Origin of the sequence: Pseudarthrobacter sp. B4EP4b (genome assembly GCF_006680095.1) — a bacterium.
GTDB lineage: Bacteria > Actinomycetota > Actinomycetes > Actinomycetales > Micrococcaceae > Arthrobacter.
This window is the reverse complement of sequence record NZ_VHIJ01000039.1, coordinates 311,884-338,757: the sequence shown is the minus strand read 5'-3', so window position 1 is coordinate 338,757 and position 26,874 is coordinate 311,884. Positions and strand designations below refer to the sequence as shown.

Annotated in this window: 22 protein-coding genes and 4 tRNA genes; 21 read left to right on the top strand and 5 right to left on the bottom strand. The window is 64.2% G+C overall.

Translation table 11 applies throughout. The features are described from left to right. Nucleotides 1–20: 20 nt before the first annotated feature. The 11 genes from hisI (at nucleotide 21) to pyk (ending at nucleotide 15,353) form a co-directional block, all read left to right on the top strand. Complete coding sequence (gene hisI, locus FNL14_RS14995) at nucleotides 21–434, top strand: phosphoribosyl-AMP cyclohydrolase (RefSeq protein ID WP_142061367.1); 414 nt, start codon at nucleotides 21–23, stop codon at nucleotides 432–434. Nucleotides 435–586: 152 nt separating this feature from the next. After that, a complete protein-coding gene (locus FNL14_RS14990; RefSeq protein WP_142061302.1) occupies nucleotides 587–2,173 on the top strand; it encodes an anthranilate synthase component I in 1,587 nt (528 codons plus the stop codon). A 44-nt stretch (nucleotides 2,174–2,217) separates the two neighbouring features. Continuing rightward, entirely contained in the window at nucleotides 2,218–2,826 is a 609-nt protein-coding gene (locus FNL14_RS14985) for a Trp biosynthesis-associated membrane protein (RefSeq protein ID WP_142061364.1), read from the top strand. Between the two features lie 105 nt (nucleotides 2,827–2,931). Beyond that, the gene (locus tag FNL14_RS14980) at nucleotides 2,932–3,219 is read left to right on the top strand and encodes an HGxxPAAW family protein (protein ID WP_142061300.1); all 288 of its coding nucleotides are present in this window, start codon (nucleotides 2,932–2,934) and stop codon (nucleotides 3,217–3,219) included. After that, nucleotides 3,219–4,040 (top strand): indole-3-glycerol phosphate synthase TrpC, encoded by an 822-nt coding sequence (gene trpC / locus FNL14_RS14975; protein ID WP_142061299.1) that lies wholly within the window; start codon nucleotides 3,219–3,221, stop codon nucleotides 4,038–4,040. Before FNL14_RS14980 ends, trpC begins: the two co-directional genes overlap by 1 nt. 121 nt (nucleotides 4,041–4,161) lie before the next feature. After that, nucleotides 4,162–5,490, top strand: a complete 1,329-nt coding sequence (gene trpB / locus FNL14_RS14970; protein ID WP_142061297.1) for a tryptophan synthase subunit beta — start codon at nucleotides 4,162–4,164, stop codon at nucleotides 5,488–5,490. Beyond that, the gene (trpA, locus tag FNL14_RS14965) at nucleotides 5,487–6,314 is read left to right on the top strand and encodes a tryptophan synthase subunit alpha (RefSeq protein WP_142061295.1); all 828 of its coding nucleotides are present in this window, start codon (nucleotides 5,487–5,489) and stop codon (nucleotides 6,312–6,314) included. The genes trpB and trpA overlap by 4 nt, the downstream gene beginning before the upstream one ends. A 3-nt stretch (nucleotides 6,315–6,317) precedes the next feature. Next, on the top strand, nucleotides 6,318–7,472 hold the full coding sequence (gene lgt, locus FNL14_RS14960; protein ID WP_142061293.1) for a prolipoprotein diacylglyceryl transferase: 1,155 nt from the start codon (nucleotides 6,318–6,320) through the stop codon (nucleotides 7,470–7,472). Between the two features lie 262 nt (nucleotides 7,473–7,734). Beyond that, nucleotides 7,735–12,348, top strand: a complete 4,614-nt coding sequence (gene gltB, locus FNL14_RS14955; RefSeq protein ID WP_142061291.1) for a glutamate synthase large subunit — start codon at nucleotides 7,735–7,737, stop codon at nucleotides 12,346–12,348. Beyond that, nucleotides 12,341–13,798, top strand: coding sequence for a glutamate synthase subunit beta (locus tag FNL14_RS14950; RefSeq protein WP_142061289.1), 1,458 nt, complete (start codon nucleotides 12,341–12,343; stop codon nucleotides 13,796–13,798). Before gltB ends, FNL14_RS14950 begins: the two co-directional genes overlap by 8 nt. A gap of 64 nt (nucleotides 13,799–13,862) precedes the next feature. After that, entirely contained in the window at nucleotides 13,863–15,353 is a 1,491-nt protein-coding gene (gene pyk / locus FNL14_RS14945) for a pyruvate kinase (protein WP_142061287.1), read from the top strand. A 67-nt stretch (nucleotides 15,354–15,420) separates the two neighbouring features. Here pyk and FNL14_RS14940 read toward each other — a convergent pair whose 3' ends face one another. Next, complete coding sequence (locus FNL14_RS14940; RefSeq protein ID WP_050055425.1) at nucleotides 15,421–16,026, bottom strand: ANTAR domain-containing response regulator; 606 nt, start codon at nucleotides 16,024–16,026, stop codon at nucleotides 15,421–15,423. A gap of 205 nt (nucleotides 16,027–16,231) precedes the next feature. Between FNL14_RS14940 and FNL14_RS14935 the strand changes: the two genes are divergently transcribed. The 7 genes from FNL14_RS14935 to FNL14_RS14905 all read left to right on the top strand — a co-directional run bounded on the left by FNL14_RS14935 (nucleotide 16,232) and on the right by FNL14_RS14905 (nucleotide 21,068). Then, nucleotides 16,232–16,313 (top strand) — tRNA-Leu (locus tag FNL14_RS14935). An 87-nt stretch (nucleotides 16,314–16,400) separates the two neighbouring features. Further along, nucleotides 16,401–17,531: a site-specific integrase gene (locus FNL14_RS14930; protein ID WP_142061285.1), complete on the top strand. Its 1,131-nt coding sequence runs from the start codon at nucleotides 16,401–16,403 to the stop codon at nucleotides 17,529–17,531. Nucleotides 17,532–17,661: 130 nt separating this feature from the next. Then, a complete protein-coding gene (locus FNL14_RS14925; RefSeq protein WP_142061283.1) occupies nucleotides 17,662–17,934 on the top strand; it encodes a hypothetical protein in 273 nt (90 codons plus the stop codon). Between the two features lie 177 nt (nucleotides 17,935–18,111). Beyond that, on the top strand, nucleotides 18,112–18,825 hold the full coding sequence (locus FNL14_RS14920) for an HNH endonuclease family protein (RefSeq protein ID WP_255470855.1): 714 nt from the start codon (nucleotides 18,112–18,114) through the stop codon (nucleotides 18,823–18,825). A gap of 350 nt (nucleotides 18,826–19,175) precedes the next feature. After that, a complete protein-coding gene (locus FNL14_RS14915) occupies nucleotides 19,176–20,618 on the top strand; it encodes a hypothetical protein (RefSeq protein ID WP_142061281.1) in 1,443 nt (480 codons plus the stop codon). 291 nt (nucleotides 20,619–20,909) lie between these two features. After that, a tRNA-Glu gene (locus FNL14_RS14910) sits at nucleotides 20,910–20,984 on the top strand. A 10-nt stretch (nucleotides 20,985–20,994) separates the two neighbouring features. Beyond that, nucleotides 20,995–21,068 (top strand) — tRNA-Cys (locus FNL14_RS14905). 97 nt (nucleotides 21,069–21,165) lie between these two features. Here the strand turns inward: FNL14_RS14905 and FNL14_RS14895 are convergent. Further along, complete coding sequence (locus FNL14_RS14895) at nucleotides 21,166–21,573, bottom strand: hypothetical protein (protein WP_142061280.1); 408 nt, start codon at nucleotides 21,571–21,573, stop codon at nucleotides 21,166–21,168. 62 nt (nucleotides 21,574–21,635) lie between these two features. Between FNL14_RS14895 and FNL14_RS14890 the strand changes: the two genes are divergently transcribed. Beyond that, nucleotides 21,636–21,710, top strand: a tRNA-Leu gene (locus tag FNL14_RS14890). 20 nt (nucleotides 21,711–21,730) lie between these two features. Here the strand turns inward: FNL14_RS14890 and FNL14_RS14885 are convergent. Then, nucleotides 21,731–22,018 carry a hypothetical protein gene (locus FNL14_RS14885; RefSeq protein WP_142061278.1) on the bottom strand — a complete coding sequence of 96 codons (288 nt, stop codon included), beginning with the start codon at nucleotides 22,016–22,018 and terminating at the stop codon, nucleotides 21,731–21,733. A 587-nt stretch (nucleotides 22,019–22,605) separates the two neighbouring features. Here FNL14_RS14885 and FNL14_RS23345 point away from each other — a divergent pair. Beyond that, nucleotides 22,606–22,752, top strand: a complete 147-nt coding sequence (locus tag FNL14_RS23345) for a hypothetical protein (protein WP_181762663.1) — start codon at nucleotides 22,606–22,608, stop codon at nucleotides 22,750–22,752. 216 nt (nucleotides 22,753–22,968) lie between these two features. On the opposite strand, the gene FNL14_RS14880 is transcribed toward FNL14_RS23345, so the two are convergent. Both FNL14_RS14880 and FNL14_RS14875 read right to left on the bottom strand, forming a co-directional pair. After that, a complete protein-coding gene (locus FNL14_RS14880) occupies nucleotides 22,969–23,706 on the bottom strand; it encodes a GIY-YIG nuclease family protein (protein WP_142061276.1) in 738 nt (245 codons plus the stop codon). Nucleotides 23,707–23,754: 48 nt separating this feature from the next. Then, nucleotides 23,755–24,615 (bottom strand): hypothetical protein, encoded by an 861-nt coding sequence (locus FNL14_RS14875; RefSeq protein ID WP_142061274.1) that lies wholly within the window; start codon nucleotides 24,613–24,615, stop codon nucleotides 23,755–23,757. A 218-nt stretch (nucleotides 24,616–24,833) separates the two neighbouring features. On the opposite strand from FNL14_RS14875, the gene FNL14_RS14870 reads away from it, so the two are divergent. After that, nucleotides 24,834–26,711, top strand: coding sequence for a zinc-ribbon domain-containing protein (locus FNL14_RS14870; protein ID WP_142061272.1), 1,878 nt, complete (start codon nucleotides 24,834–24,836; stop codon nucleotides 26,709–26,711). The last annotated feature ends 163 nt before the right edge of the window (nucleotides 26,712–26,874 follow it).

Here is a 26,874-nt window from a genome sequence, read left to right as displayed (position 1 = left end):
TCCCCACCCCTGCTTCCACTCTGCCCGCAACACCTTCGCACGGTCCAGCAGGGACTCCCGCCGCTGTACCCGCGGGCAGTCCGCTGCCGTCTGAGCTGGCCGCCGCGTTGAAGCGTGACAGCGCGGGGCTGGTGGCCGCCGTCGTGCAGCAGTACGACACCAACGAGGTGCTGATGCTGGGCTGGATGGATGACGAAGCGCTGCACCGCACCATGACTACCGGGCGGGTCACGTTCTACTCCCGCTCCCGGCAGGAGTACTGGCGCAAGGGAGACACGTCCGGGCACGTGCAATGGGTCAAGTCCGTGGCCATGGACTGCGACGGCGACGCACTCCTGGTGCGCGTGGACCAGGTGGGCGCCGCATGCCACACCGGCACCCGCACCTGCTTCGACGGCAGGGACCTGGCAGTCAGCACCGGCCAGGCACTCTGAATTTCTTCCATTGACCGCAGTCACCCTGCTTGCAGGACAGGTTTGGCCATCCCTGCAAGTACCAGCAACAGGTGCCGGCGCAGGCCCGATAAAGCACCGGCTCCACCAGAACCAGAACCGGCCCCGACGAGAACAGGCGGAACAGCATAGCCATGCAGGACCTTGGAACCATCAGCCCAAGCCTCGAGGAGTTCCGGGAACTGGCCGGCCACAGCCGCGTCATCCCCGTCCGGCTCAAAGTACTCGCCGACGCTGAAACGCCCATCGGCTTGTACCGCAAGCTCGCCCAGGGGCAGCCCGGGACATTCCTGATGGAGTCGGCAGCCGTGGGCGGAGCATGGTCCCGCTACTCGTTCATCGGCGCCCGGTCCCGGGCCACCCTGACCACCAAGGACGGTAAAGCCCACTGGCTGGGAGAGCCGCCAGTGGGAGTCCCGGTGGGCGGGAGCCCGGTGGACGCCGTCCGCGACACCATCGAAGCTTTGCGCACCGACAGGTTCGACGGCCTGCCGCCGTTCACCTCCGGCCTGGTGGGTTTCCTCGGCTGGGAAACAGTGCGCCACTGGGAACGCCTGGTCAGTCCGCCCGAGGACGACCTGCAGCTGCCGGAGATGGCGCTGAACCTCGTCACGGACATGGCGGTCCACGACAACGTGGACGGCACCGTGCTGCTGATTGCCAACGCCATCAACTTCGATGACAGTTCCGAACGCGTGGACGAGGCATGGCACGACGCCGTTGCCCGGGTCAGGGCGCTGCTCACCCAAGTCAGCACTCCCGTTGCCCAGCCCGTCTCAGTGCTGGCCCCTGCCGCGCTGGACTTTGCCGCCAGCGTGCAGGAACGCTGGGACGAGGCCGAGTACCTGGCAGCCCTTGACCGCGGCAAGGAAGCAATCGTGGACGGCGAAGTGTTCCAGGTGGTGATTTCCCGCCGCTTCGAAATGGAGTGCAAGGCTTCAGCGCTGGACGTCTACCGGGTCCTGCGCAACACCAACCCCAGCCCGTACATGTACATCTTCAGCCTCGAGGACGCTGATGGCCGGGAATACTCGATCGTCGGGTCCTCGCCTGAGGCACTGGTCACCGTGACCGGTGAAGAGGTCATCACCCACCCCATCGCCGGTTCCCGGCCGCGCGGCAAGACGGTGGAAGCGGACAAAGCCCTCGCCGAGGAACTGCTCGCGGACCAAAAGGAACGCGCCGAACACCTGATGCTGGTGGACCTGTCCCGCAACGACCTGTCCAAGGTGTGCGTCGCGGGAACCGTGGATGTCACGCAGTTCATGGAGGTGGAGCGCTTCAGCCACATCATGCACCTGGTCTCCACCGTGGTGGGCCGGCTCTCGCCACAGGCCAAGGCCTATGACGTGCTGAAGGCCACCTTCCCGGCAGGCACACTCTCCGGCGCACCGAAACCCCGCGCCCTGCGGCTCCTCGACGAGCTCGAACCGCACCGCCGGGGCATCTACGGGGGAGTGGTGGGCTACCTCGACTTCGCGGGCGACATGGACATGGCGATCGCCATCCGCTCCGCACTGCTGCGCGAAGGCCGGGCCTATGTCCAGGCCGGCGGCGGCATCGTGGCCGATTCCGTGAACCCCACCGAGGCCCTGGAAACCGTGAACAAGGCCGCCGCCCCGTTGCGCGCCGTGCACACGGCAAGTTCGCTGCAGAACATCACTGCAGACTCCCTTTCCGCGGATTCTGAAGGCGCTGTATCCGGCGGGATGGACTCCTGATGCCTGGTGTCCCCCGGAACGCCGAACCGGCAGCCGGGCAAGGAATGTCGAAGAAGCGGGCGGCCACACCCGCCTGGGCCCGCAAGTCCACGCTGGTGCTGCTGGTAGCCGTCCTGGCGCTGGCAGTCTTCGGCACCACCACCCAGACGTGGATGACTGTCACGCTGGACCCCAACCAGGTGGGCCAGTCCGGCGCGGCCCAGACGGCACTGGAGGTACAGGGCAGCAAGGCTGCCACTGCCGTCACCGCGCTGGCCCTCGTGGCCCTCGCCGGCGGGCTGGCAGCCGCCATCGCCGGCAGGATCGCCCGGTGGATCATCACCGCCATCATCCTCCTGGCCTCGGCCGGGATTGTCGCCGCTGCCGTCACCGTCCTGGCTGACCCGCTGGCGGCAGCCCAGGGTGCCATCGCCGCAGCCACCGGCGTCACCGGCAGCGAGGCTCAAGTGGCCGTCACGGCTTTCCCGGTCCTCGCCGTCGTGGCAGGCTGCCTGCTGGCGCTGGCCGCGCTGCTCATCATTCCGGCCAGCCGGTACTGGAAATCCCGGACCAAATATGACGCGCCCGCCACCGGCGGAACCGCGGCCGCGTCAGGACCGGTTGACGAGATCGACAGCTGGGACCGGCTCTCCCGCGGCGACGATCCCACATAAACAGGCCACGGGCTGCCCCGGCCCGCCCAGCCCGGCGGCACAATACGCGGCGGGCAGCCAAAAAATGGCAGAATGTAAGCAGTATCCACCCTGAGGAGATTTTCCATGAGCAAAGCACCTGCATCCGTTTCCAAGTCAGGCACCCGCACGGTTGCCCCCGGCGCCATTGACCACAGCCAGGAACTCGGCCACGGCAACAGCCCTGCAGCCTGGACCTGCGTCATCGTGATGCTGGTGGGGGCCCTCATCGCCTCAATCGCCTTCGTTATCGCCAGCACCCCCATCTTCATCGCCGGTATCGCCGTGATGGTCGTCGGCCTTATCCTCGGCTACATCATGCGCAAGGCAGGCTACGGCGTCGAAGGCAGCAAGCTGAAGAACTCCGGCCACTGATGGCAACTGTTCTCGATGACATCAACGCCGGTGTCAGGGAGGATATGGACGCCCGGAAACGCCTTGTTTCCCTGGCTGAACTGAAGGACATGGCCCAGGCCGCAGCACCGGCCCGTGACGCCTGGGCTGCCCTCAGTGGTCCCTCCCCGTCACGTGACCAGCTCAAAGTCATCGCGGAAATCAAGCGGCGCAGCCCTTCCAAAGGCGACCTTGCAGCCATTGGCGACCCCGCGTCACTTGCACGGCAGTATGCCGACGGCGGTGCCTCCGTCATCAGCGTCCTCACCGAACAGCGCCGCTTCAACGGGTCCCTGGCGGACCTCGACGCTGTGCGCGCTGAGGTGGACGTGCCCTTGCTGCGCAAGGACTTCACCCTCGACGAGTACCAGATCTGGGAGGCCCGGGCACACGGCGCGGACCTCATCCTGCTGATCGTGGCCGCGCTCTCCGACGCGCAGCTGAGCGAGTTCTCGGCATTGAGCCGGGAACTGGGCATGAACGTGCTCGTGGAAACGCACACCGAAGAGGAAATTGAGCGGGCGGTCGCAGCCCAGGCGCGCATCATCGGAGTGAACGTGCGTAACCTGAAGACGCTCGACGTCGACCGTTCCGTCTTCGCGTCCCTGGCGGGCCTGATTCCGGCGGAGGCCCTCGTGGTTGCCGAATCAGGCGTCCGCGGCGTGGATGACGTGACGCATTACGCCGCCAGCGGCGCCAACGCAATCCTGGTGGGGGAGGCCCTGGTGAGCCACTCGACCCCGCGCGAGCGGATTGCCGAGTTCACGGCGGCAGGTGCCGCCGCCATCGCCGCCCGAGGCTGACGCAGCGCCCCTGGCCACGGCAGCGTGGGCAGGGGCTGCCTGCCGCCCGCGGTTTTGTTCCGGCCCACGGGCGGGAACACCACAACTTACCGAACGATCAACTTGGAACAGGACGGGACTGATGGCTGACGCACCCTCAGGAAACGCTGACAACAACGCCGCGGAAGCATTCCTGCAGGGCGGCTCCCTGAAACACGCCCCGGGGCCGTACTTCGGCAGCTACGGTGGGCGTTGGATGCCCGAGTCCCTCATTGCCGCCCTGGACGAGCTCGAGGAGACGTTCGACAAGGCCAAGGACGATCCCGACTTCCGCGCCCAGGTGGCGGACCTGAACAAAAACTACTCCGGCCGCCCGTCGCTGCTGACTGAAGCAAAGCGGTTCTCGGAGCACGCCGGGGGAGTCCGGGTCTTCCTCAAGCGCGAGGACCTGAACCATACCGGCTCCCACAAGATCAACAACGTCCTGGGCCAGGCGCTGCTCGCCAAGCGCATGGGCAAGACCCGCGTGATCGCCGAGACCGGCGCGGGACAGCACGGCGTGGCCAGCGCCACCGCAGCGGCCCTGATGGGGCTTGAGTGCGTGGTGTACATGGGCGCCGAGGACTGCCGCCGCCAGGCCCTGAACGTTGCCCGGATGGAGCTCCTGGGTGCCACCGTCATTCCCGTGACCAGTGGCTCACAGACCCTCAAGGATGCCATCAACGAAGCCCTGCGCGACTGGGTGGCCAACGTTGACAACACCCACTACCTCCTGGGCACCGCCGCCGGTGCGCACCCGTTCCCGGCGATGGTCCGGTACTTCCACGAGGTGATCGGCGAGGAAGCACGCGCCCAGATCCTGGACCAGGAAGGCCGGCTCCCGGACGCCGTCTGCGCCTGCATCGGCGGCGGCTCCAACGCCATCGGCATCTTCCACGGCTTCCTGGACGATCCGTCCGTGAAGATCTACGGCTTCGAAGCAGGCGGCGACGGCGTGGAAACGGGCCGCCACGCGGCCACCATCACGCTGGGCAAGCCGGGCGTCCTGCACGGCGCCCGCTCGTACCTCATGCAGGATGACGACGGCCAGACCATCGAGTCCCACTCCATCTCCGCGGGCCTCGACTACCCTGGCGTCGGCCCCGAACACTCCTACCTGTCGGACATCGGCCGGGTCAGCTACGAACCCATCACCGACGCCGAGGCCATGGAGGCCTTCCGCCTCCTGTGCCGCACCGAAGGCATCATCCCCGCCATCGAGTCCTCGCACGCGCTGGCGGGCGCCATCAAGGTGGGCCAGCGCCTCGCTGCCGAAGCCGCTGATGCCGGCGGCACCGCACAGGACAAGATTGTGATCGTCAACCTTTCGGGCCGCGGGGACAAGGATGTTGCCACCGCCGCCGAATGGTTCGATCTGTTGGACAAGAATTCCGCCGAGTCCGAAATCGGCAAAGAGGGGGAGCAGCTGTGAGCACTGCACAGACCACCAGCAAGTCGGCCGCGGCCATCGACAAGGCACGCGCCGAAGGCCGCGCCGCCCTCATCGGCTACCTCCCCGCCGGCTACCCCAGCGTGGAGGAGACCATCGCCGCGGGCATCGCCCTGGCCGAGAACGGGGCCGACCTGATCGAAATCGGCATCCCGTACTCGGACCCCGTAATGGACGGCCAGGTCATCCAGGCCGCCACCACCGAGGCCCTGGCCAAAGGCTTCCACGTCCGCCAGGTCTTTGACGTGGTGGCAGGCATCACCAGCAAAACCGACGCCGCCGTCCTGGTGATGACCTACTGGAACCCCGTGATCCGGATGGGCGTGGACGAGTTCTCCCGGCGCCTGGCCGAAGCAGGCGGCGCCGGACTCATCACCCCCGACCTCATCCCCGACGAAGCAGCGGAGTGGATGGAAGCCTCGGACAAGTACAGCCTGGACCGGGTGTTCCTGGTGGCGCCATCCTCCACCACGGAGCGCATGCAGCGCACCGTGGACGCCAGCCGCGGCTTCGTCTACGCCGTGTCCATTATGGGTGTCACCGGCGCCCGGACCTCCGTCAGCACTGCTGCCAAGGACGTGGTGGCCGCAGCGCATGCCGCCGGTGCCGAGCGTGTGTGTGTTGGGCTGGGCGTCTCCAATGCCGAACAGGTCCGCGAGATTGCGGCCTATGCCGAAGGCGTGATCGTGGGCACCGCACTCGTGGCCGCAATCCGCGACGGCGGCGTGGACGCCGTCGCCGCCCTCACCAAGGACCTCAGCACGGGACTGGCCAGGGAAACCGGCCTGACCGGGGAAGAAGCCTAATCCATGCAGACGCTCCTTCAGGCGGCGGCCCTGGTGCCCGCCAGTATTCCCAGCCCGGACTGGTCCGGGTTCGATATTCCCCTGCCCTGGGGAACGCTGCGCATCCACGCCTATGCCCTGTGCATCCTGGCCGGCATCGTGGTGGGCCTGTGGCTCACATCGGTCCGCTGGGCCAAGCGCGGCGCGCCCGAAGGCAGCGTCTGGGACATTGTGGTCTGGGCCATCCCGTTCGGCATCATCGGCGGCCGGCTCTACCACGTGGTGTCGTCGCCGGACGCCTACTTCGGCCCCGGCTTTGACGGCACCGGCGACCTCTCCCTGATCCCGCAGATCCAGCGCGGCGGCCTGGGCATCTGGGGCGCCGTGGTCCTTGGCGTGGTGGGTGCGTGGATCGGCTGCCGCCGCAGCGGCGTCAAGCTCAGCGCCTTCCTCGACGCCGCCGCCCCCGGGCTGCTGCTCGCCCAGGCCGTGGGCCGTTGGGGCAACTACTTCAACCAGGAACTCTTCGGCGGTCCTACCACGCTGCCCTGGGGGCTGCAGATTGATGCTGACAACCCCAACTTCCCGGCGGGAGTAGCCGCGGACACCCTGTTCCACCCCACATTCCTCTACGAATCGCTGTGGAACCTTGCCGGCGTCGTCATCCTGCTCGCCCTGGACCGGAAGTTCAACTTCCGCCGCAGCAGGCTGTTCTGGCTCTACGCCATGTACTACACGCTGGGCCGGGTCTGGATCGAAGCCATGCGCATCGACGATGCAGAACAGATCTCCCTCTTCGGCATCACCACCCGGCTGAATGTCTGGACGAGCATCTTCGTTTTCCTGGCCGCTCTGGTGGCGTTCATCCTGCTCGGACTGAAGAAGCCAGCGGACGCCGAAAGCCCTTATCTTCCGGGCCGGGAACCTGCGGAAAAGCAGCATGAAGCAGCCGTAACAGGCCACGACGATTCGGTCCGTGATACGGACCCTGTTGTCTCAGATAGTGAATCGCGTGATAATCTCCCTGATAACCAAAGCGGTTCCAGGCCCGCTTCCGTCCCCACGGAAGAGGCCTCGGCAGCACCGGCCGGCGTCAAGCCGGGACAGGATGCAACGGCTGCCGGACATTCCGGCAGTACAGCCACAGGAGCCGCACCGGAGGCCGGCACCAGCAAGTAAACCGCCGGCCCAAAGGGCAGCAGGGCCACCGCTCGAAGCTCCCGAAAACCACAGTGTCGTGGCATGGGGCCAATCTGGACAGCATAGAGCTGCTGTCAGATGAAGCCCTGGGCAGGGGCCTGCGTAACCGTTAGTTCAGCAGGCCGGGCTGACCTACAATTTCCAGTAAGTAACACTTTGTTGTGCCCATGTGAGCGGCGCCCGACGAGTGGGGCCAACGGTGTCCCTTCCATACGCACGATCAGGAGGAAGGACGTCTCCCATGACCCAAACTCTTCACACTCCCAGCTGGTCTGAACCGGATCAGCCTGAGACTGCCATGTCGCCGTTCAAGCGCTTCGCGGCCTTGCCGGAGGCCAGCGGGTTGTACAACCCCGAGCAGGAGAAGGACGCCTGCGGTCTTGCGATTATCGCCACCCTCCGCGGCGAGCCCGGCTACGACATCGTGGACGCCGCCCTCACCGCCCTGCGCAACCTCGAGCACCGTGGTGCCGTGGGTGCGGATGAAGGCACCGGTGACGGTGCAGGCCTCCTCATGCAGATCCCGGATGAGTTCTTCCGTGCAGTCACCGAGTTCGAACTTCCCGCACCCGGCCAGTACGTGGCCGGTACGGCGTTCCTTCCCGCCGAGCAGCGCGAAGCCGACGCCGCGAAGGCCGGCATCGAAGGCCTGGCGGCTGACGAGGGCCTGAAGGTCCTCGGCTGGCGCGAGGTGCCCATTGTGGCCGACCTCGTCGGCGCCATGGCGCGCGCCTGCATGCCCTACTTCTCCCAGCCCTTCCTGGCATCGGCCACGGGTGAGGAACTGGACCGCAACGAACTGGACTCCCGCGCGTGGCGGATCCGCAAGCGTGCCCAGAACAAGTTCGGCGTGTACTTCCCGTCGCTGTCCTCGCGGACCATCGTCTACAAGGGCATGCTCACCACCGCCCAGCTGGAGCCGTTCTACCCGGACCTCTCGGACAAGCGGTTCAAGACCAAGCTGGCGATCGTGCACTCGCGCTTCTCCACCAACACCTTCCCGTCCTGGCCGCTGGCCCAGCCGTTCCGGACCATCGCCCACAACGGTGAAATCAACACCGTCAAGGGCAACCGGAACTGGATGCGCGCCCGCCAGTCCCAGCTCGCCAACCCGCTGCTGGGTGACTCACCGGAAGAGCTGTACCCCATCTGCACTCCCGGTGCCTCCGACTCCGCTTCCTTCGACGAGGTAGCTGAGCTGCTCTGGCTGTCCGGCCGCCCCATCACGCACTCGATCATGATGATGATCCCCGAGGCGTGGGAAAACCACGCCACCATGGATCCGGCACGGCGTGCGTTCTACGAGTACCACTCCCTGCTGATGGAGCCGTGGGACGGCCCCGCAGCTGTTTCCTTCACGGACGGCAACCTCGTGGGCGCCACCCTGGACCGCAACGGCCTGCGCCCCGGACGTTTCTGGATCACCGAGGACGGCCTGATCGTCTTCGCCTCCGAGGTGGGCGTGATCGACGTCGAACCTTCCAAGGTGGTCAAGAAGGGCCGTGTGTCCCCGGGCAAGATGTTCCTGGTGGACACCGAGGCCGGCCGCATCATCGACGACGAAGAGGTCAAGGCCGAGGTGGCCGCAGCCAACCCGTGGGCGGAGTGGGTCAAGGACAACCTGATCGACCTCAACGAGCTTCCCGAGCGTGAGCACGTGGTCCACACGGCCGCTTCCGTGAACATCCGCCAGCGGACCTTCGGCTACACCACCGAGGAACTGAAGATCCTGCTGGGCCCGATGGCCCGCACCGGCGCAGAACCGCTGGGCGCCATGGGCTCGGACACCCCGGTGGCCGTGCTGTCCAAGCGCCCCCGGCTGCTCTTCGACTACTTCGTGCAGTCCTTCGCGCAGGTGACCAACCCGCCGCTGGACGCCATCCGTGAAGAACTCGTCACGTCGCTGACCTGTGCCATCGGCCCCAACGGCAACCTCCTGGACACCAAGCAGGTCCGCCAGCCCCAGGTCCAGCTGCCGTTCCCGGTGATCAACAACGACCAGCTCGCCAAGATCGCCAACATCGAGGACGCCGACGGCAACCGCGTGGCCATGAAGGTCCGCGGCCTGTACCGCCCCGAAGGCGGCGAGAACGCGCTCCGTGCCCGGCTCACCGAAATCTGCGAGCAGGTTTCCGGCGCCATCAACCGCGGCGTGCAGTACATCGTGCTGTCTGACCGCGACTCCAACGCGCAGTGGGCGCCCATCCCGTCCCTGCTGCTGGTCAGCGCCGTGCACCACCACCTGCTCCGCAGCGCCAACCGCACCAAGACCGCCCTGGTGGTCGAGGCCGGCGACGTCCGTGAGACGCACCACGTGGCAGTGCTCATCGGTTACGGCGCCTCCGCCGTCAACCCGTACCTGGCCATGGAATCTGTGGAGCAGCTGATTGCTGCCGGCGACGTCACCGGCGTCACCGCGCAGGACGGCGTCTACAACCTCATCAAGGGCCTGGGCAAGGGCGTCCTGAAGATCATGTCCAAGATGGGCATCTCCACCGTGGCGTCCTACACCGGCGCGCAGACGTTCGAGGCACTGGGCCTGGGACAGGAGCTGGTGGACGAATTCTTCGCCGGCACCCACTCCCAGCTGGGCGGCGTGGGCCTGGATGTCATCGCGGCCGAAGTTTCTGCGCGGCACCAGATGGCCTACCCCGAGGGCGGCATCGAGCAGCCCCACCGCCCGCTGCTGGGCGGCGGCGAGTACCAGTGGCGCCGCGACGGCGAGCCGCACCTGTTCAACCCGGAGACGGTCTTCCGGCTGCAGCACGCCACGCGTGAACGCCGCTACGACATCTTCAAGGCCTACACCAAGGGCGTGGACGACCAGTCCCAGAACCTGATGACCCTGCGCGGTCTGCTCAAGTTCAAGAACGAGCGCCCCGCGGTTCCGCTCGAGGAAGTGGAGCCCGTCTCCAGCATCGTCAAGCGGTTCTCCACGGGTGCCATGAGCTACGGCTCCATCTCCCAGGAAGCCCACGAGACGCTGGCCATCGCCATGAACCAGCTGGGCGGCAAGTCCAACACCGGTGAAGGCGGCGAGGACGTGGACCGCCTGCTCGACCCCAAGCGCCGGTCCGCCGTCAAGCAGATCGCCTCCGGCCGCTTCGGCGTCACCAGCCTCTACCTGACCAACGCCGACGACATCCAGATCAAGATGGCGCAGGGCGCAAAGCCCGGCGAAGGCGGCCAGCTGATGGCGCAGAAGGTCTACCCCTGGGTGGCCCGCACGCGGCACTCGACCCCCGGCGTCGGACTCATCTCCCCGCCCCCGCACCATGACATCTACTCGATCGAGGACCTCGCGCAGCTCATCTACGATGCCAAGCGCGCAAACCCCTCGGCCCGTGTGCACGTCAAGCTCGTCTCCGAGGTGGGGATCGGCACCGTGGCGTCCGGCGTGACCAAGGCGAAGGCCGACGTCGTGCTCGTTTCCGGCCACGACGGCGGAACCGGCGCCTCGCCGCTGAACTCGCTCAAGCACGCCGGTGTCCCGTGGGAGCTCGGCCTGGCCGAGACCCAGCAGACGCTCATGCTCAACGGCCTGCGCGACCGCGTGGTGGTGCAGGTTGACGGCCAGCTCAAGACCGGCCGCGACGTGGTCATCGCCGCGCTGCTGGGCGGCGAAGAGTTCGGGTTCGCCACCGCACCGCTGGTGGTGGAAGGCTGCATCATGATGCGCGTCTGCCACCTGGACACCTGCCCCGTGGGTGTTGCCACGCAGAACCCGGAACTGCGGGCACGCTTCAGCGGCAAGCCGGAGTTCGTGGTCAACTTCTTCGAGTTCCTTGCCGAGGAAGTCCGCGAGATCCTGGCCGAGCTGGGCTTCCGCAGCCTGGAAGAGGCCATCGGCCACGCCGAGGTCCTCGATGCCCGCGAGGCGGTCAACCACTGGAAGGCCGACGGCCTGGACCTGGACCCCATCCTGCACGGGCTGGAGTTCGACGACGACGCGCCGCTGCGGAACATGACCGGCCAGAACCACGAGCTGGACAAGCACTTCGACCAGCGGCTGATCACCATGGCCACCGAGGCCCTGACGGACCGCAGCCCGGTGAAGATCTCCGTTGACGTGATAAACACCGACCGTTCGGTGGGCACCATGCTGGGGCACGTGGTCACCAAGACGTTCAGCACGGACGTGCTGGCCACGGACACCATCGATGTCACCCTGAGCGGCACGGCCGGCCAGTCCCTGGGCGCCTTCCTGCCCGCAGGCATCACGCTGCGGCTGTTCGGCGACTCGAACGACTACGTGGGCAAGGGCCTTTCCGGCGGCCGCATCATCGTCCGGCCGGACCGCACCAACGTGTTCAAGGCTGAGACGAACGTCATCGCCGGCAACGTGATCGGCTACGGTGCCACCAGCGGCGAGATGTTCCTGCGCGGCCAGGTGGGCGAACGCTTCCTGGTCCGCAACTCTGGTGCCACCGCCGTCGTCGAAGGCATCGGCGACCATGGCTGCGAGTACATGACCGGCGGCCAGACGCTGATCATCGGCCGCACCGGGCGCAACTTCGGCGCCGGCATGTCCGGCGGCACCGCCTATGTCCTGGACCTGGACACTGCCAAGGTCAACAAGGACGCACTGCAGTCCGGCGAACTCCAGCTCCGCGAGCTGGACGCCGAGGACCGCGACATTGTGCACGGCCTCCTGGTCAAGCACGTTGAAGAAACTGACTCCCAGCTGGCGGCGCGCCTCCTCGAGAACTTCGATGACACCGCTGCCCGCATTACCAAGGTGCTGCCGCGGGACTACGCGGCCGTGCTGCAAACCCGCCTCGACGCCATTGAAGAGGGCCTGGACCCCGACGGCGAAGAAGTGTGGTCTCGAATCCTGGAGGTAACCGGTGGCTGATCCACGCGGATTTTTGAAAGTACGTCAGCGTGAAACCCAGCCGCGCCGTCCCGTTCCCGTCCGCATCATGGACTGGAAGGAAGTGTACGAGGCACAGGAAAAGGGCACGCTGAAGGCCCAGGCCGGCCGCTGCATGGACTGCGGCGTGCCGTTCTGCCACCAGGGCTGCCCGCTGGGCAACCTCATTCCCGAGTGGAACGACCTCATGTGGCGGGACAAGGGTGAGGAAGCGATCGAGCGGCTCCACGCCACCAACAACTTCCCGGAGTTCACCGGCCGCCTGTGCCCCGCCCCGTGCGAGGCGTCCTGCGTGCTGGGCATCAACCAGCCCGCCGTCACCATCAAGCAGGTTGAAGTCTCCATCATCGACGAAGCCTGGGACAACGGCTGGGTCAGCCCCCTGCCGCCGGCACGCCTGACCGGAAAGACCGTTGCCGTCGTCGGCTCCGGCCCTGCCGGCCTGGCCGTGGCGCAGCAGCTGACCCGCGTGGGCCACACTGTTGCCGTGTACGAGCGGGACGACAAGATCGGCGGCCTGCTGCGGTACGGCATCCCCGATTTCAAGATGGAAAAAGAGCAGGTTGACCGGCGCATCGAGCAGATGAAGTCGGAAGGTACCCGCTTCCGCACCGGTGTTAACGTGGGCACGGACGTGACCTGGGAGCAGCTGCGCAGGCGGTACGACGCCGTCGTGGTGTGCACCGGTGCCACGGTTCCGCGCGACCTGCCCATCCCCGGACGCGACCTCGACGGCGTCCACTTCGCCATGGATTACCTGGTGCCGGCCAACCGCGTTGTCGCGGGGGAGCAGGTGGAGAACCAGATCCACGCGCAGGGCAAGCACGTGGTGATCCTGGGCGGCGGTGATACCGGCGCGGACTGCCTGGGCACCGCGCACCGCCACGGCGCTGCCTCGGTGACCACCCTCGCCATCGGCAAGCAGCCGCCGGCCGAGCGTGCCAGCCACCAGCCCTGGCCGACGTTCCCCACCTTGTTCGAAGTTGCCAGCGCGCACGAGGAAGGCGGCGAGCGGACCTACCTCGCCTCCACCGTGGAGTTCGTGGGCGAAAACGGCAAGCTCACCGGCGTCAAGGTTGCCGAGACGGAATTCGTGGACGGCAAGCGCCTCCCCAAGGCCGGCACCGAGCGGATCATCCCCGCTGACCTGGTATTCCTCTCCCTGGGGTTCACCGGCGCGGAGCCTGCGGGCATCACAGATCAGGTGCACGCCGAATTCGACGGCCGCGGCAACGTGTCCCGCGACGGCTACTACATGACCAACACCGAGGGTGTTTTTGTGGCCGGTGACGCTGGACGTGGACAGTCCCTCATTGTGTGGGCCATCGCCGAAGGACGCGCCGCCGCCGCAGCCGTGGACAAGTACCTGATGGGCAGCACCATCCTGCCCGCACCCGTGGCCCCCACCGACCGGGCCATCGCCGTCCTCTAGAGCTGCACCGAGGGTTCACCTCTTCGACAACTTAACCAATGCAAGAGACCAATAGGGTAGGTATATGAGACGCGCAAAAATTGTGGCTACGTTCGGCCCGGCAATTGCCAGCTATGAAAACACCCTCGCGGTGCTGGAAGCCGGCGTTGACGTCGCCCGCATGAACATGAGCCACGGCGACTACACCGTGCACGACAACACCTACGAAAATGTCCGGAAGGCAGCCGCCGATCTTGGCAAGGCTGTGGCCATCATGGCCGACCTGCAGGGACCCAAGATCCGTCTGGGCCGGTTCGTTGACGGCCCGCACGCCCTCGCCGTCGGTGACATCTTCACCATCACCACCGAGGACGTTCCCGGCACCAAGGACATCTGCTCCACCACGCTGAAGAGCCTCACCGAGGACGTCAACGTGGGGGATGCGCTGCTGATCGACGACGGCAAGGTGGCCCTGCGTGCCACGGCCGTCGACGACGTCAAGGTGGTCGCCGAGGTGACCGTTGGCGGCATGGTGTCCAACAACAAGGGCATCAACCTGCCGGGTGTGGCTGTCAACGTCCCCGCGCTGAGCGAAAAGGATGAGGACGACCTCCGCTGGGCTATGCGCCGCGGTGTCGACCTGGTGGCGCTGTCCTTCGTGCGCGACGCCTCCGACATCCGGCGTGTCCACGAGATCATGGACGAAGAAGGCCGCCGCGTGCCCGTCATCGCCAAGATCGAAAAGCCGCAGGCTGTGGAGCAGCTGCCCGAGATCATCGACGCGTTCGACGCCATCATGGTGGCCCGTGGCGACCTTGGTGTGGAGCTTCCGCTGGAGGAAGTGCCGATCGTGCAGAAGCGCGCCATCGAACTGGCGCGCCGCTGGGCCAAGCCGGTCATCGTGGCGACGCAGGTCCTGGAATCCATGATCGACAACCCGCGCCCCACACGCGCAGAGGCATCCGACTGCGCCAACGCTGTGCTTGATGGTGCCGACGCCGTAATGCTCTCGGGCGAAACCAGCGTGGGCAAATACCCGATCGAGACCGTCAAGACCATGGCCCGGATCATCGAATCCACCGAGGTCCACGGCCTGGAGCGCGTCCCCCCGCTGGGCACCAAGCCCAAGACCCGCGGTGGTGCCATCACCCGTGCCGCCGTCGAAATCGCCGACCAGCTGGACGCCAAGTACATCTGTGCGTTCACCCAGTCCGGCGACTCCGCCCGCCGCCTGTCCCGCCTGCGGCCGATCAAGCCGGTCTTCGCGTTCACCCCGGTGGAGCAGGTCTGGAACCAGCTGGCGCTGACCTGGGGCATCCAGCCAGTGCTGGTGCAGATGGTGGACCACACCGACGCCATGACCGCGCAGGTGGACCGCAGCCTCGAGGAAATGGGACTCGTCGAGGACGGTGACCTGGTGGTCATCGCCGCCGGTTCGCCTCCCGGAAAGGCCGGTTCGACGAACTCGCTGAAGGTGCACAAGGTTGGCGACCTCGCTGACTCCACGCGCGCCGGTGAAGTCACCAGCAACAAGGAAAAGCTCGGCCCCTGGCCGGAAAGAAAGAAGAAGGCCTAAGCTTTCTAAGCAACAAAAAAGGGAGGATCCCCGCCCCACGGCGGGGATCCTCCCTTTTTGTTTACTCTTAGTTGACCTGGTTGATGATCGTTTCGGCCACTTCGCGCATGCTCAGGCGGCGGTCCATGGAGGTCTTCTGGATCCAGCGGAAGGCTTCCGGTTCCGTCAGGCCCATCTTGGTGGTGAGCAGGCTCTTGGCGCGCTCCACGAGCTTGCGGGTGGCGAACTGCTCCTGGAGGTCGGAGACTTCGCTTTCGAGTGCCTTGATCTCCTCATGGCGGGAGAGGGCGATTTCCAGCGCCGGGATAAGATCAGCGGGGGTGAAGGGCTTCACCACGTAGGCCATGGCGCCGGCGTCGCGGGCGCGCTCCACGAGTTCCTTCTGGCTGAAGGCGGTCAGCAGGACCACGGGTGCGATGCGGGCCTTGACGATCTTTTCGGCTGCGGAGATGCCGTCCATGACGGGCATCTTGACGTCCATCAGGACCAGGTCCGGCTTCAGTTCCTCGGCCAGCTGGACGGCCTTCTCGCCGTTGTCTGCTTCGCCGATGACGTCATAGCCTTCGCCGCGCAGGATTTCGATGATGTCGAGGCGGATGAGGGTTTCATCCTCGGCCACAATGACGCGGCGCGCCGGCTGGGACGATGGTTTTGACTCCGTCTGTTCAGTCACGGGATCTCCTTGGAAAGGTACGGCGGGGACATCACTATCTTAGGTGTGCGCCCGGTCCAGTACTTGATCTGCATGGTCGGTTGCGGCGTCGGCGGCGCGATTCTGGAATTCAGCCTATCTGCATGTAGAGTAATTCCGCGTACGTGAAGCGATCGCGTTGCTCACAATCAGCTGTGGGCGTAGCCTTTTGCTTCGTGTAATCCGCGCCCGAGTGGCGGAATTGGCAGACGCGCCGCACTCAAAATGCGGTATCGAAAGGTGTGTGGGTTCGAGTCCCACCTCGGGCACAGTGTTTCCGCAGGTCAGTGGCCTGTTTCATCTTTGGGTGTTGACAAAACCGCCCAAAGTGTTGACAGCGGCGTATCGTTTTTTGTGTGGCAAGCATTCGAAAACGCACCAAAAAGGACGGCTCATCGTCCTACATGGTGTTGTGGCGGGACCCGAAGAGCCGCGAACAGCAGGGCATCACTGTTGCTACCCTCGTCGAAGCCGAGACGCTGAAGAGGCTTCTGGACGCCAACGGCCAGTCCTTCGAAATCGCGCAGCATGCCATCCTCTCCAACGAGAAGCGCACACCGACTGTTGCCGAGGTCATCCAGGAGCACATCGACCTGCTGATCCGTCCGTCGAGCGGAACCACGAAGACGTACCAGACGATGCTGGACCTGCATATCCGGAACGTCATCGGCCATGTGCCGGTGGATAAACTGGACTACCGGCTGATCGCCCACTGGGTGAAGTCGATGATGGCAAAGGGCAAGGCACCTAAGACCATCCACAACGTCCACGGCCTGATATCGGCCGCCATGAATACTGCAGAGATGCTCGGCTATATTACGCGGAACCCATGCCGAGGCGTTCAGCTTCCCGGGATTGAAAAGGCTGAGGACGAGGCAATGTTCCTCACCCATGCGGAGTTCAGCCTCATCATGGAAGGAATGGGGGAGCGCTACAAGGCCTTCACCAACTTCCTGGTCATGACCGGTACCCGATTTGGCGAGGCCACCGCGCTGACTGTGGCGGACGTTGATCTGCTGTCTAAGCCGCCCACCGCGCGGATCAACAAGGCTTGGAAGCGGGACGGCCAGAACCAGTACTACATCGGGGCGACGAAGACAGGTGCCGGTAAGCGGACCATAGGGTTAAACCCTGCCCTGGTGGAACTGCTGATCCCGCTGGTCGCAAGCAGGCCAGGGAAGGAGCTTGTGTTTACGACGCCCAAGGGTGGGCGGATCATCCACAAGCTTTACTGGCACCACTACTGGGTTCCTGCCGTTCGCACGGCCCAGGCGATAGGCCTCACTAAGAATCCGCGGATCCACGACCTCCGCCACACTCATGCATCCTGGCTGATCCAGGACGGCGTGCCCTTGTTCACCATCTCGCGCCGGCTCGGGCACGCCTCCACCCGGACTACAGAGCAGGTGTACGGACACTTAATGCCGGAGGCGCTTCAGGCTGGTGCTGACGCGACTGAGCGGTCGATAACGGCTTTCCTGCGGTGACCGTCCCACTACTGCGGATGGCGGAATGTGTGTCCCCGGGTTCCCTTGCCGCCGCGCAGCGCCGGTCATGTCGGTCGGTCTCCAAGCCGTCATGAAAGTGGAAAGCAACCGCCTTTCTTTTGGAGATCCCGTGGAGATCGAATTCTTTGAACCCGCAGAAGCAGCCGCGCTGATGCGCTGCACCGAATCATGGCTCCGTGACGGCGCCGCTAGTGGGCGCTTCCCCCATGCCTGCTGGGGGAAAGGAAAGATTATTTTTACCTCCGAACACATCCTGGAAATCGCAAAGTTGAGTGAGATCCTTCCCGCCAGCACTGGTTTCCCGCTCTCCGGCAGTGGGCCCGTGACGAAGGAGAGGCTCATCGGTACTCGGTCCAAAGTCAGACTGGCGACGGCGCGTTGAGTAAGCGTGACGCTTCCGTAAGGGCCATGGTCTGAACAGTTGAGGCAGTGACACTCTCGAAGCGGACCTAGCGTGGAGTACGAAGGGCGTGGGTGTGGCTGGCGCCACGGACTGAGTTACACGCGGCAGATGGTGGTCGAAGCTAGCGTGGAACAACGCCCTAGAACCAGAAGGACCATGAAGACCACCTGTTCTCCCGCCAAAGTCCTGACCGCCGTCACCGCGATGATGCTGGCTGGGTCTTTTGTAGGTTGCGACGCTGCAGCCAACGCCCTTGAGGATATCGACACTGCTCGAGGCATTGGTGCTTCGAGCACGGTAGATCCGGCAACTGCCGGCAACGCCCTTGTGCAACTGGAGAGCATTCCGGTTAAGGGTCGAGCGCCAAAGACCGGCTATACCCGCGATGAGTTTGGACCGGCTTGGGCGGACACGGACCGCAATGGCTGCGACGCCCGCAACGACATCCTCGCCCGTGACTTGACGAACGAAACGTTCAAGCCAGGCACCAACAACTGCGTGGTCATGACAGGAACCCTGGCCGATAAGTACACCGGCACCACGGTTACCTTCACGCGCGGCCAGGACACCAGCTCCGATGTCCAGATCGACCATATCGTTCCCCTTAGCGATGCCTGGCAGAAGGGCGCACAGCAGCTCAACGCTGACCAGCGCAAGGAACTCGCAAACGACCCGCTGAATCTCATGGCTGCCGACGGCCCCACCAACAGCGCCAAAGGCGATAAAGATGCAGCTACATGGCTGCCGCCGAACAAAGCCTTCCGATGCGAGTACGTCGCCCGCCAAACTGCCGTCAAGACCAAATACAGTCTCTGGATCATTACAGCCGAGCACGACGCAATCGTCCGTATTCTTGAAGGCTGTAATTGAGTAAAGGAAAAAAGTCACAGCACCTACGGTCCACCGGCCCCTTGAGCCTTCTCATGTGGCGACGGTTTCGTCGAGTGGGAAGCGGCTCGTCCGCTCAAGAATCGACCAGTTGACCTTTTCATTTCGGTGAGGGTATCCGTGCCCTACCGCAGGCTCCTGTTCACGCACTAAGAGATGGCACCAACGCCGCCGACCCTAGCCACCACGTTACGTTCAGCCGCCGGCCGGTGCCCGAGTAATTGGTACACGTTTCGCCAGTTAGGGAAAACACAGGCAGGCTGCCCGGCATCTGTCCTCGCAGTCGACATATTCCACACGCTGAGACCGGGAGGGCGAATAGCCTATTACGCTTGGCGCAGGTGGATCACACCGCGCTGGTTGAAAGGGAATACATGGTGGGGGACAACGGCGTCATTGCCGGGCTGGAGCGGGCTGCCCGGCGGTTCGCACTCTGGGCGTGGATAAACGTAGGCATCGCCGTAGCAGGTGGATTCCTGACCCTCGCCTCGTACAACACGGCGTCGTTGAGCGGTTCATACGTGGCCTTAAAAGGGGCGATTGTCCTTGGCCCGGTCTTCGCCGTCATCAACGTTGTCAGGTACTTGCGGACGCGGTCCAAAATCAATTCGATCAAGACTGCAGCCCGAGGTACCCGCCCGGCCGCGCAGAACGTGCCAACCCGTGCGGCCGCCGGTCCCGCCCCGCAGGCGTCTGGGCAGGTGTTCAACCCGCCCCCGGGATGGCCCCGGATGCCCGAAGGATGGCGGCCGACACTGGATTGGAAGCCGGACCTCTCCTGGCCGGCACCTCCGAAGGGATGGAGTCTCCTGGTCGGTTCGGAGCTCCTGATGTCGCCCTTGGATCTGAGCGATGATCTGGACTTCGGGCCGCCGGCACAGGTGACGAAGAAGAGACTGAACGAGGCGGCCGACCATGCTGCAGACGCCATCGCGTGGCAAATCTGCAGGGTTGCAGGAGAGAGTACTGAAAACCCCCTGATGACGCTCAGCAAGCTCGACGATCACGTCCAGACCGCGACGGAGAAGGCTCAGGACCGGATCTTCACCAAGCTCCTCGCAGAAACCAACGCCTGGGTCCAGGAGTCCCAGGCGAACATCCATGAGTGGGAGGCAGCCCTTCAGCACGCCCGGATGATCCTGGAAAGGCGCGACGCCTTCGCGGCCCGTTCCCGCCAAAGGATCAAGGCCGTCATCTCCGCTGCCGTCGCCCCGCCTCGACAGGATCCGCCACCGGCACCCCGGCCGGCTCCGGAGTTTATCCGGACCGTTCCTCTGTCCCAGGAGACCCGGGCCAAGGTTAAACCAGACCAAACCCTGAAGCGCCGTGATCGCATACTGGGCTGGGTAGCGCTCGGCATCCTGGCTGTCTCCGGCATCGTCGTCTTTGGCGTCCAGGCAGGATTCACGCCCAGTTCATCCGCCGCCTCGCCATCAATGGAGGACGGCTTTGACCCTGCGGTCGTGAAGAACCTGGAAAGGCAGGGCGACTGGGCTCAGAGCGGCTCCTTCTATATGAAGTGGGTCCCTGACGACCAGTACAGCTGCACTTCAGGGGCGGCCTGCACGGAGATATGGCTGTGGACACCGCTCTACGGTGGGTGTAAATCGGCTGAAGCAATGGTGGATCTGCTTCAGGACGGGAAGGCCATTGGGACTGCCCGCAGCACAGTGAACAACTTAACGCGAGACTCACCTAAGCGGGTACACATCCAGGCGGCTTCAGGGCTAAAACCCGATCAGGTCCAGATAAATCACGTGAGCTGTAGCAACTAGAGAGCCAAGCAAAAGAAGGGCACCCCGCCAGCATGAGCCGCCGGGGTGCCTCTTCCGTTGCTGCGGGTGGGGCTACGGGACGGGAACCGAACCGGGCTGCAGGGTGTTGAGCTGCGTCGCAGCGGTCACCACGTTGGCCTGCGCCACGGTGGCCTCCTGGACGGCGGCAGCTGCGGCTGCAGCTGTCGTGTTGGCCGTGAACTGGACAGTGTCGCCGGTAACCTGTGCCGGGCCGATCTTCGCAGCTTCGGCCTCGGTCGTGGCCTCTGTTCGGGCCGCGCTGCATCATCTTGGTCCCATGGTCCAGCGGCCTAAGACACCGCCCTCTCAGGGCGGGAACTGCGGGTTCGAATCCCGCTGGACTACGCAGCATCACGCGCCCATATTTCAGTTGGATATAGCGCCGGTCTACAAAACCGGAGGCCGGGAGTTCCAGTCTCTCTGGGCGCAGGCAAGACGAAACACCTTGGCGGCATAGCTCAGACGGTAGAGCGAAGAACTCATATTTTTAGGTCACCGGTTCAAGTCCAGTTATCGCTACGCAGGACTAGTAGGTCTGGAAGTCGAACTTGCCATCGTTGTACCCCCAGTCCTTCCACATCTGCTTGTACTTGGGGCAATAACCGTAGATCGCGATGCCTATGAGAGGCACCGTGTCAGTGATGCCCATCCTGTCGATCTTGGCAGCCTCCCAGGCGAGGTCTTCGAGGTTGTCGCGCTTGGGAATGAGTGTGCAGAGTACACGGACCACCGACGTGATGGTCTCTCTGTCGTTAGGGTGCACGTCGTTTTGCTTGGCCATCTCAACAGCCCAGCTGTCCAGCTGATGAATATCGGTGGGGACGGAGGGTTCGACTTCAGGTGCAGGTTCTTTTGATGAGCAGCCGCCAAGGAGAAGCGCCACGATCGCGAGAGCCGCGAAGGCTTTCATCCTGAATTCTTTGACTGCCTGCATTCGTCCCCCAGGTTGTGCTTTTTGAACGACGATAGTCTAGTTGGGTTCGACTCTGGTTTTTCGCCCGCCCAACCCAAATTGGCAGAGGTGCCGGCCTCAAAAGTCGGAAGTTCCCGGTTCGAGTCCGGGGGCGGGCACTTAGGCGTGCGAAATCCGTTCAGTCCCCATCCCGCATCAGAACCAACGTCCCTCGGCAACCCGAAGGGCTTTCGCAGTGCCGGTAGCCTCCGTCCGGGTAGTCGTCCCTGGCTTCAGCCATGGATGTGTACTCGTGCTCGTCGTTCGCGGCACAGCGCCCGCAGGTCTTCTCGTCGGTGATCTCGCTGGCGATGATCTCCGTGCAGCCTTCCATCGCATCAGAGGTATCGGCACCTTCTGCAACCTGTTCGGGACCAACGCCGGCCCGGTTCTGTTTGATCTGCTTCAGCCTGTCCCACAAGCCCATATCGCTTCCTCGTTCCTTGATGGCATGGCCCACTGCAGGGCAGCGCCAGGGTAGAGCCTACAACGGCTGGTCAGCGCGGGCGGTGAGGGACTGCGGCCATGCCGCCCACATTGAAGAAGTTGGATACCGCTGCGCAGGCCTGCGCGCAGTCTTAGAGCCCGCATGGCTGGTGGTCCAAGTTCCGGTGGCTGCCCGGCCGGTCAACGCGGGCGGGATAGAACGCAGGTCTGGGCTTGTAAAGCTCAGTTGGTAGAGCGCCTCTTTCACATGGAAGAAGTCCGGGTTCAAGTCCCTGTGCAGGCACGGAATCCGTAAACCTAGGCCACGGCAACGGGCAGTGCCGAAAATTTCGGACGTGATAACGCCGCGTCACGGCGGGAGAATCCATGGTCATGCAGCGGCAGTGGATTCTTCATGCTTGTGTAACTCAGGTGGCAGAGCAGCGACTCGACATGCCCAGCCGACAACCCTAAGACATCCCCTTCGGTGGCCACTTCGTCGACACACCCCCATGCAGAACCGCCGCTGGCCCTGCCCTCCACCGATCCGCTCGCGCACCTGACCAATTACGGGCCCGCGCACAGTCCGTGCACGCCGCCGAGCTCAACCTCGAGGCCGCCGCCTACGTGCAGCACATCTCCTCGAAGCTGCTGGCCATCAACCCCGGCTTCGGCTGGCTGTACGTCATCCGCAAAGCCAGCGTCGAGTCCCGGCTGACGGTCACCCTGGACTGAGTGGAGGACGTCCACCGCAATGTCGGGGACGCGGACTTCTCCGAGTTCGAAGATTACGGTTACGGTGGGCTGATGCTGGTCTGGAGTCACCTGCCGGGAGGGCGCCTGCCGCCGATTGCTTCACGTAGCCACGAACCAAGACCCACCGAATCCCCCTGTACCGATCACGGCCTAACAGCAGCAGCGGCACGACTCTACCAACGAGACGCCACTCCGCTACGCGGGGCTTTGGGGAGTGTCGGCGATCAACTGCCGTTGCTTGACCTCCCCGGGCAGGAACAGTCCGCCCATGATCCGGTCTCCGCCGTCGACCCTGTTCAACAGGAAGTCCGGCGGGAAGGTGTTCACCAATCGCCTCTCGAGCTGATCGCCTCGGATCGTCTTCGCAGCGAAGATGCGGGTGGTATCCAGGGCCCGGAAGGAGTCAATGGAAAGGATCGAGGTCTCCTTGTCCGGAAAAATCAGGCGGTCGAACTGTTTGACCCCGCTCCAGTGCTGCTTTATCCGTTTCCGAATGTCCCAGCTCTGGCCAACGTAAACCTGCTTGTAGAGACCCAGCACCATGACATAGACACCCATCTCGCCGTCGAGGGCGATCAGATCGGTCACGGGCCGGAGATACTTGTGCTTGCGGAGCATCTCGGCAAGGGCCTCCTCGAAGTCCTTGGCGGAGAGTTGCCGGAAGAAGGCCTTGTTCAGGTCAAAGTTCTCCAAAGCGGCCTCACGCTGCAGTTCACAGAACTCATCCGCGTAGACCCGGTGGTCCTCGTCCTCATACATCCAGGCCTGGGACGCCCACATGGCTTCGCCGTACATTTCACGGGGGAACCAGGACGAATTCGTCTTGTTCGGCAGCGCGTACTCATCCCGCTTTAGCCGGTGACTGTACTTGCTGGCACGCAGTCGCTCACCGAAATGCACTACGGGCTTGCCCGGCAGAGGGCTGCCTGCCATAGTCCACTCCTCGATGCTGGTCCTTCTCGCTATCGTAGACCGCGGTGCTCAGCAAAACCCGGGAGCGCGTAACAACCTGGGCGGCATCCCAAGGCCCAGCTCACTATCGGGGATCCCACCGAAGTGGGGTCCGAAGACCAATGTGACATCGTGACCGGCGCAGAGTGGTTTCCAATGCGCGGCATCCCGAGGCTTTGTCTCGAGGACCAGGAAGAGCTTGGTGCGGAAGCCGCGGTGTTTCAGTCGGTGGCCGTAGTCCAGCACCTGGCCTAGTCCGTGCCTGACCTGGAAGGCCTCGTTCCCCTCTGTGATGCTCTTGACCTCGGCGACACCGACCGTGCCGTCCTCGCGCTCCCATGCCAGATCAAAATTGCAGGTCTTGTCGAATGGGGACAGTGGCGTGAAACCATGCAACCCGATCAGCTCTGCGAGCTTGTCCTGCGTGGCCGAATGCGCTTTGAGGCCTCGTTCCATGATGTCCGGATCCCGGTAGTGCTCACCGTCGCCCTGCAGTGGTCCGGCAGAAGCCCCTGCCCGGTATGGGGCACCCACCACTCCGCCTTCCGCCGCGGCACGCATCAGCGTGTTGGGCGAATGAGGTTTCAGAGCTGGTGCGGGAAAGCCGGACCGGAGGCCATGGAAGCCCTTTTCGTCGATGAGCTGGATGCGGTGACCATACGCCTGCATATCTGCGACCTGCTTTTCCCGGTCACCGTAGTCCCCGTACTTCCAGGCAGTGCTGGCACCGCGTACCAGCACGTCGGTGCTGGACTGGCGGATCCAACCCGAAATGTTCCTGGCGCCAAGCTTCCGGGCGATCTTCGCCAGGTCCGCTTTGACGTAACCGTCGAAATTCCCGGTGAAGACAACTTCCTTGTCTCGCAGGTCGTACACCCATCCGCTTGTCATGGAGTGATCAAAGCGGTCAGGGTAGGTGCGGTGCAAATGGGTTCGCGGCGAGGGGCCGATGTTACGGCCGTAGGTCCGGTCCGAGACCCGAGTTGGTGCATTCGCCACAGGCGTGGGCAGGAGGTGTCGTTGGCACTCGGGGACTGCGGGACCGGTTAGGGTCTAATCGCTGCTCTGCACATGATTCGCAGGGTACGGCCAAGAAATTGTGAGGAACCATGGAAGTAACTGCCACCACCGTCTCTTCAGCCACGGGCCAGCTGTGTTCGACCGACGGCTGTCCGAATGCAGCCGCGTACAAAACCCGGACCCAGCCGTCTTGGTGCATCAGCTGCATAGATGTCATTTTGCGAACGGGCGGCATTGTCGCTGTGGATCCGTTCGAGGGCCCGAAGGCTTGGCGGCTGACCGAGTGTCTAGACTGCGGCGTGCAGGCGCACTATCGGCTCGTTTACACAATCGAGAAGAACGCCGTCGGCGAGAAGACCTGTAGGGCCTGCTACTGGAAGGCATGGGCGAAGGAGGCAAGGGCACTCTCAGGTGAAGTCTTTCCCGGGCGCACGTACTCCACGGAGGAAATCATTGCCCATCTGGACGCGAACGGCTTCGACTTCATCGCCACGACGGGCGAGGTCACCGACGGCTACGAGCCGGTGATTACGCAGTGTCGATCGTGCAGAAGAATCTCGGCCGACCGGATGGGTGACATTGGCTGGGGCTGCTCCTGCTCACGCAACGCTCGCTCAACTACGCCAACGTCAAGCACGTCTGCCGCAACCGCAAGCAGGAATATCCGTTCCGCCAATCCAGCCCGGCCGAGCACGGCCAAGATGCTCCTGGCCGACTCCGACGATCCGGCCCGCGGGTGGTGGGACCACGAACGCAATGACGAGAAGTACTTCCGCACCCTCACGCTTCGAGCCAAGCGTGAATGCCACTGGGTCTGCCCGGATTGCGGGCACAAGTTTAGGGAAAAGGTGCTGGAGATGACTGCCGGCCGACACTCCTGCCCCGAGTGCAAAGCCGTCCGTCAGGCAGCGTGGAGTGAGGAATACGAGCGGTGGAAGCTTACTCCGGTCGCTGACGTCCCCGCACTGGCCGGCGCCTGGGCTGATGAGACGGATCCCCGCACGGTGATGGTTGGGGGCGGCTGGGAGCTGCGCCGCTTCCGGTGCCCCGCCGGCCACCACCCGCGGATCAACCCGCTGACCTTCCTCCAGTCGGGGTGCCCAAGCTGTCGTGGAGCGGAGACGCGGAAGGCCCAAAAGAACTGGCTGGCCGACACCTTGCCGGAGATCGCCTCGCAATGGCACCCGACAAAGAACGGCAAGATCACTCCGGCGGATGTCGTCTGGGATTCCAAACGCACTGTGTGGTGGCTCGCCGACTGCTGCGGCTACGAATGGCCAGAGTCACCTCTTAAAAGGGACAAATACGAGAGACTCCGCTGCCCGCAATGCCGCACGATTCTCGGCTCCCTGGCATGGCAAGACCCCGGCCTGGCCGCGGAATGGAGCCCTGCCAATCCTGAAAGCGCTTGGCAGGTGCGACCGAACGCCTCAACGCAATACCTGCCCGAGTGGATATGTAGCACCAATCCCGCTCATGTTTGGAGTAGCCCACTCAGCAGCAGATCAAACGGAGCGGGCTGCCAGGAATGCCGCGAGGTCGGCAAGTCCAAGGTTGAACTGGCACACTTTGCGGCGGCGGAGGACAGGTTTCCTGGAGCGCGTTCAGGAGCCATTCTGCGCGACAAGGCGTTCACGACACGAAAGGCCTGGTCCGCGGACATCAGCGCCCAGATCGGCGACCGCCTCCTCGTTGTGGAGTACGACGGAGCTCACTGGCACAAGGACGCGAACCAGGTGCTTGGCGATACGCGGAAGACGACGGACCTGCTGGCTGCCGGCTACCTCGTGGTGCGGCTCAGGGAAGACGACCTCCCTTCTCTGGACATCGCCAACGCCTGTTACTGGGAACTCCGCGTCTACTCGGCCGCGCCTCAGCCGCAGAAAGTGATGGAGGAGATCTCGGTCTGGCTGGACAGCCTGGAACTCACCTCACCGTGGGGTGCTCGACCGTCTCACGAACTATAGGTAATAGGACCAATGCCCAAATCCGTGGTCTGGGGCCGTTTCTGGGCTGTAAATGTCTCATAAAGCCGGTACAAGTTGTTGTCTCAGAAAGTCCTCAAGGCAATCCGGACTGAGCGACTCGGGCATTCGATGAAGCTCGACTACGCGAGATAGTTCGAAGCAG